We start from the raw sequence: 5,509 nt of genomic DNA on the forward strand, positions 1-5,509 counted from the left end.
TGAAAAACTTTTTTTTGATATTGAGATGCCTTTGGTAAATATTCTTGCCGAGATGGAATATTTCGGCATTAAGGTCAACATGCCTCTTTTGAAAAAACTTGATTCTGAGTTTAAGCAGAGCTTGAAGACAATTGAAAAAAATATTTACAGCCTTGCCGGCGAAGAATTTAACATAAATTCCCCTAAACAATTGTCGGTAATTCTCTTTGAAAAGTTAAAGCTTCCGGTTTTGAAAAAAACAAAAACGGGATATTCTACTGACGAAGAGGTTTTGACCGAACTTTCCGATAAACATGAGCTTCCGGCAAAATTAATTGAACACAGGGAACTGCAGAAGCTGGAATCCACATATATTGATTCCTTGATCAATCTTGCCGACAAAAAAACTTCAAGAGTTCATACGTCTTTCAATCAAGCGGTAACGGCCACCGGGAGACTTTCTTCAACCGAACCCAATCTGCAGAATATTCCGATAAGAAGCGACTACGGAAAGAAAATAAGAAGCGTATTTATTGCCGAAAAAGACAACATCCTTCTTTCCGCTGATTATTCGCAGATTGATCTGCGAGTCCTTGCGCATATTTCGCAGGATCCTGCCCTCATAAAAGCTTTTAAAAACGGCGAGGATATACATTCAGCTACGGCAAGAGAAATCTTCGGTGTAACCGATAAAGAAATTACTGACGAGATTCGCAGAATCGCAAAAACTATCAATTTCGGCATTATTTACGGAATTTCGCCTTACGGACTTTCTCAACAGCTTAAAATTTCAACAACTGAGGCTAAAAACTACATTGATAAATATTTTGAAAAATATAAAGGCGTAAAAGAATGGATGGGAAATTTATTGCAGGAAACCAGGGTAAGCGGTTATGTGTCCACTCTTTTCGGAAGAATCAGGTATCTTCCCGACATAAATTCAAAAAATGCCCAGGTAAGAGGTTTTTCGGAAAGAATTGCAATGAATACCCCTATTCAGGGGACGTCCGCAGACATAATTAAAATAGCCATGATAAATTTAAACCGGCATTTTAAAAAAGAAAACTATAAAACGAAAATGCTCGTACAAGTTCACGACGACCTTTTGATTGAAACTCCTGAAAAAGAACTTAATAAAACAGCCGCATTAGCAAAAGAAGAAATGGAAAACGCTGTAAAACTTGAAATCCCCGTGGTAGTTGATATAAAATCGGGATTAAACTGGGCAGAGATGACAAAAATCTAAAGGCGTTTAAAAGTTATGAAAGTGTAAAGGTGTAAAAGTTAAAGCTTTTAACTTTCAAAACTTTCTAAACATTTAAACTTTTATACGGTGTTTAAAAATAGAGCATGAAAACCAAAAAAAATTACCTAATTATAGGTCTAACGGGCGGAATAGCCAGCGGGAAATCAACCGCAGTGAAGATATTTGGCCGGCTGGGTGCAAAAATAATTGATTCTGACAAAATTTCAAGAGATATAGTAAAGCCAAAATCAAAAATCTGGAAAAAGATCATTAAATGTTTGGGGCCGGACGTGCTCGGAAAAAACAAAACAATCAACAGGAAGAAACTCGGCCATTTAGTTTTTAATAATCCTTCAAAAAGAAGAGTATTAGAAAAAATTACTCACCCGGAAATTATCCGGCAAATAACGAAAAGAATTGAAAAAATCAAGGATTCTGGCAATAATAGTATAATTATAGTAGATGCCCCGCTTTTATTTGAAGCAAAACTTGACAAAATAACGGATAAAACGATAGTTGTATGGTGTCCCAGGAAATGCCAGGTGCAAAGGTTGAAGGCTAGAAATAAGTTGAATAACACTGAAATTAATAATCGTTTAAGATCTCAAATTCCATTAAATAGAAAGAAAAGAATGGCTGATTTTGTTATAGATAATTCCGGAAAAAACAAAAAAATGATTCAAAAACAAATAAGAATTCTTTGGGAAAATTTATCAAACCGCATATAAGAACACCTTAAAAAGTTCTTACCAGCCTCCTTTAAAATCAATTTAAACGCTAAATCTATCTTTTCTCTTTAAAATTTGCTATAATACCAGACCATTTTTTATGTTAAAGGATAGAATTGAAAATATCAGGCAAAGAATTGAATATATTTGCCGAAAAAAGGGCATAAATAGCAGATCCGTAACGCTTGTTATTGCCACTAAAACCATAGATATAGCAAGAATTAAAGAGGTCATTTCCCTAGGAATAAAAGATATAGGCGAAAGCCGGATACAAGAAGCCCAGCAAAAATTTTCCGAAATATCGTTATCAGGTGTCAAGAAACATCTTATAGGACATTTACAGAGCAATAAAGCTAAAAAGGCAGTCGAGCTTTTTGACCTGATACAGTCTCTTGACAGTATAGAGCTGGCAAAAGAGATAGATAAACAAGCTCAAAAAATTAATAAAGTTCAGGATTGTCTTTTAGAGATAAAAGTTTCTGAAGAAGAGACCAAGTTTGGTCTCAGCCCGGACAAAGTACAGTTATTTCTAAAGGAAGTAGGAGATTTAAAAAATATCCGGCTGCGCGGCCTTATGACAATGGCCCCTTATTTCAAAGACCCGCAGATGACCGGACCGTATTTCAGGAAGGCTAAGGAAATATTTAATAATATCAGTTCAGTGAGAATTTATCCTAGTTTTGACGTGCTTTCAATGGGTATGTCTGATGATTTTGAGGTGGCTGTTGAAGAAGGCTCGACGATGGTCAGAATAGGAACAGCTATTTTTGGATAATATATGAAAAAATTTATTACTTTCATCGGCGCCGGTAATATGGCAGAAGCCTTAATAAGCGGTTTTTTAAAGAAAAACATTGTGCCCAGAAATTGCCTGACAGCGTTCGATATAAAAGGCAAAAGGCTTATTTATCTTAAGAAAAAATATGAAATCCGTACTGAGAAAAAGAACGAAAAAGCATTGCGGAATGCGGATATAATTTTTTTGGCTGTAAAACCTCAGCAAATTAAGGATGTGTTAACGGAAATTTCGGTTTTTATTAAGAAATCTCAGCTTATTATTTCTCTTGCAGCCGGAGTTACGACAAAATTCATAGAAAAATATCTAAAAAAGGGCACCCCGGTAGTTAGAAGCATGCCGAATATGCCGGCATTGGTGGGAGAAGGGGCAACCGGTATTTGCAAAGGAGCCTGGGCAAAAAACAATCATTTAGAAATTGCCGAAAAGCTATTTCTAACAGTAGGAAAAGTCCTACCTTTTAACGAAAAAAATATTAATGCAGTTACGGCGCTTTCGGGTTCTGGCCCCGCATATGTTTTCTATTTAACCGAAGCACTTGAGAAAGCCGGGCGATCTTTAGGACTTTCTAAAAAAGCATCGGAAATTCTTTCAAGGCAGACAGTATTTGGCGCGGGAAAGCTATTAAAAGAAAGCGGATTAAGCCCGAAAGATTTGCGTGTTAAAGTGACTTCTCCCGGCGGCACGACTGCGGCAGCTATAAATTATTTTGAAGAAAAGAGATTCTTAAGTATATTTTACGGTGCTTTAAAAAAAGCCGAAAAAAGAGCTAGGGAACTCAGTTCACCCCGTTAGAAACAGTGAAACCAGAAGAAGAAGAAAATATAAAGAGAAGAAAGGGGGGAGTTGCATTGCAAAGATTTTAAAAATAAATAGCCGTTAGGCTGTTTCTAACGGGGTAAATAAGAGGTGATCTAATTAGCTATGATGATCAAAGTTCGCGTAATTCCTAATTCAAAAAGGAATGAAGTGGTATCCAGAATCGGTTCAATCCTTAGGGTAAAGATTTGTGCCCCTGCTGTTGAAGGAAAAGCTAATGATGAACTGCGGGATTTTCTTGCTGAATTTTTTGAAGTAAAGAAGGCCATGGTTCTTTTAAGGAAGGGGGAAAGAGGAAGGGAAAAAACAATAGAGATTTGCGGCCGGTCAGAAGAACAACTTGAAGAAATACTAGACACTATTCCTTGAAATATTTTAAAAATCAAAAATTAAAAGCAACGATGAGAAGCGTAAAAACACTTTTCTTTAAAAATAACACCCTTTATATCCTCAACCAGCTTCTGCTTCCACGAAAAGCACAATATGTAAAATGCAAAAGTTACAAAGAAGTGGCTGATGCGATTAAAAAAATGGTAATAAGAGGCGCTCCCGCGATCGGCGTGGCGGCGGCTTTCGGCGTAGCTTTGGCTGCAAATGAAAAAAGATTTAGCAGCCCGGAAAAACTAAAAAAATATATCCAAAAAGCCGTAAAAGCCCTTTCTCAGACACGTCCTACCGCAGTAAATCTTTTCTGGTCGTTGCAAAAAATGAAAAATTTATTGAGCCAAAAGGCAAAGACTCCGGACGAATTAGCCCAAAGATTAAAAAAAGAAGCTCTGAAAATTTATAACGAAGATATTAGTACAAATAAGCTCATTGGTAAATTGGGGTCCAAGCTTTTCAAAAAAAAATCTGTAGTAATTACTCACTGCAACGCGGGAGCTCTTGCTACCGCCGGTTACGGAACGGCTTTGGGCGTAATACGTTCTGCTTATTCTAAAGGGAAAATAAAAATGGTTTTTGTTGATGAAACAAGGCCGTATCTGCAGGGATCCCGTTTAACCGCATGGGAAATGAAACAGGAAAATATACCGTACGTGTTGATTACAGACAATATGGCCGGATATTTTATGAAAACGGCCGGTATCAGCGCGGTAATTGTCGGGGCGGACCGCATAGCCAGAAACGGCGATACAGCAAATAAAATCGGTACATATTCTTTGTCAGTGCTTGCAAAATATCACAAAATACCTTTTTATGTAGCTGCACCGATCTCAACTATAGATTTAAATACCCCAAGCGGGGATGAGATTGTGATTGAGGAAAGGTCTTCAGATGAAGTGTTGTATATTCATGGGAAGTCCATCGCTCCTATCGGGGCCAGGGCATATCATCCGGGTTTTGACGTAACCCCAAGTGAAAATATTACTGCCATAATCACAGAAAAAGGTGTTTTTAAACCAAAAGAAATCAAAAATATTCACCCAGCCCTATAAGATGTCCCAAATATAGGGAAGGGAAAGAATGTTAAATAAACATGAAAGGCAATAACCCTGATACTCTGGACGTAAGTTTATAGAGCTGGGTTAAATAAAAGAATAATATATGAGCGAAAAAAAAGACTTTTCTAAAACAGTAAACCTGCCGAAGACAGATTTTGCAATGAAAGCAAATCTGCCTCAGAAAGAGCCGGGAATACTTGACCAGTGGACAAGCAACGATATCTATTCCAAAATGCTTGAAAAAAACAAGGATCAAGAAAAATTTATTCTCCACGACGGGCCTCCCTACGCAAACGGCCATATTCACCTTGGGACAGCTCTTAATAAAATATTAAAGGATATTTTAGTTAAATATAAATCCATGTCAGGATTTTATTCGCCTTTTGTGCCGGGCTGGGATTGCCACGGTCTCCCGATAGAACAGCAGTGTTTAAAAGAATTAAAACTTGATAAACACTCTGTTGATAAAACCAAGTTCAGATATCAGGCAACGGCATTC

The 5,509-nt window shown here is 37.2% G+C and carries 7 protein-coding genes; all 7 read left to right on the plus strand.

Translation table 11 applies throughout. From position 1 onward, the window contains the following. A partial coding sequence (gene polA, locus NT145_00740; protein ID MCX5781224.1) for a DNA polymerase I occupies positions 1–1,225 on the plus strand: 1,225 nt, incomplete at its 5' end. A 104-nt stretch (positions 1,226–1,329) separates the two neighbouring features. Beyond that, positions 1,330–1,953: a dephospho-CoA kinase gene (gene coaE, locus NT145_00745; protein ID MCX5781225.1), complete on the plus strand. Its 624-nt coding sequence runs from the start codon at positions 1,330–1,332 to the stop codon at positions 1,951–1,953. A gap of 100 nt (positions 1,954–2,053) precedes the next feature. Next, positions 2,054–2,728 (plus strand): YggS family pyridoxal phosphate-dependent enzyme, encoded by a 675-nt coding sequence (locus NT145_00750; GenBank protein ID MCX5781226.1) that lies wholly within the window; start codon positions 2,054–2,056, stop codon positions 2,726–2,728. Between the two features lie 3 nt (positions 2,729–2,731). Next, a complete protein-coding gene (gene proC, locus NT145_00755; GenBank protein MCX5781227.1) occupies positions 2,732–3,544 on the plus strand; it encodes a pyrroline-5-carboxylate reductase in 813 nt (270 codons plus the stop codon). Positions 3,545–3,673: 129 nt separating this feature from the next. Continuing rightward, positions 3,674–3,937 (plus strand): DUF167 domain-containing protein, encoded by a 264-nt coding sequence (locus NT145_00760; protein ID MCX5781228.1) that lies wholly within the window; start codon positions 3,674–3,676, stop codon positions 3,935–3,937. A 32-nt stretch (positions 3,938–3,969) separates the two neighbouring features. Next, a complete protein-coding gene (gene mtnA, locus NT145_00765) occupies positions 3,970–5,004 on the plus strand; it encodes an S-methyl-5-thioribose-1-phosphate isomerase (protein ID MCX5781229.1) in 1,035 nt (344 codons plus the stop codon). A 109-nt stretch (positions 5,005–5,113) separates the two neighbouring features. Further along, positions 5,114–5,509, plus strand: a 396-nt coding sequence (locus NT145_00770) for a class I tRNA ligase family protein (GenBank protein ID MCX5781230.1), incomplete at its 3' end; no start/stop codon positions are given.

It is taken from the genome of Elusimicrobiota bacterium (assembly GCA_026388075.1).
GTDB lineage: Bacteria > Elusimicrobiota > Endomicrobiia > Endomicrobiales > JAPLKN01 > JAPLKN01.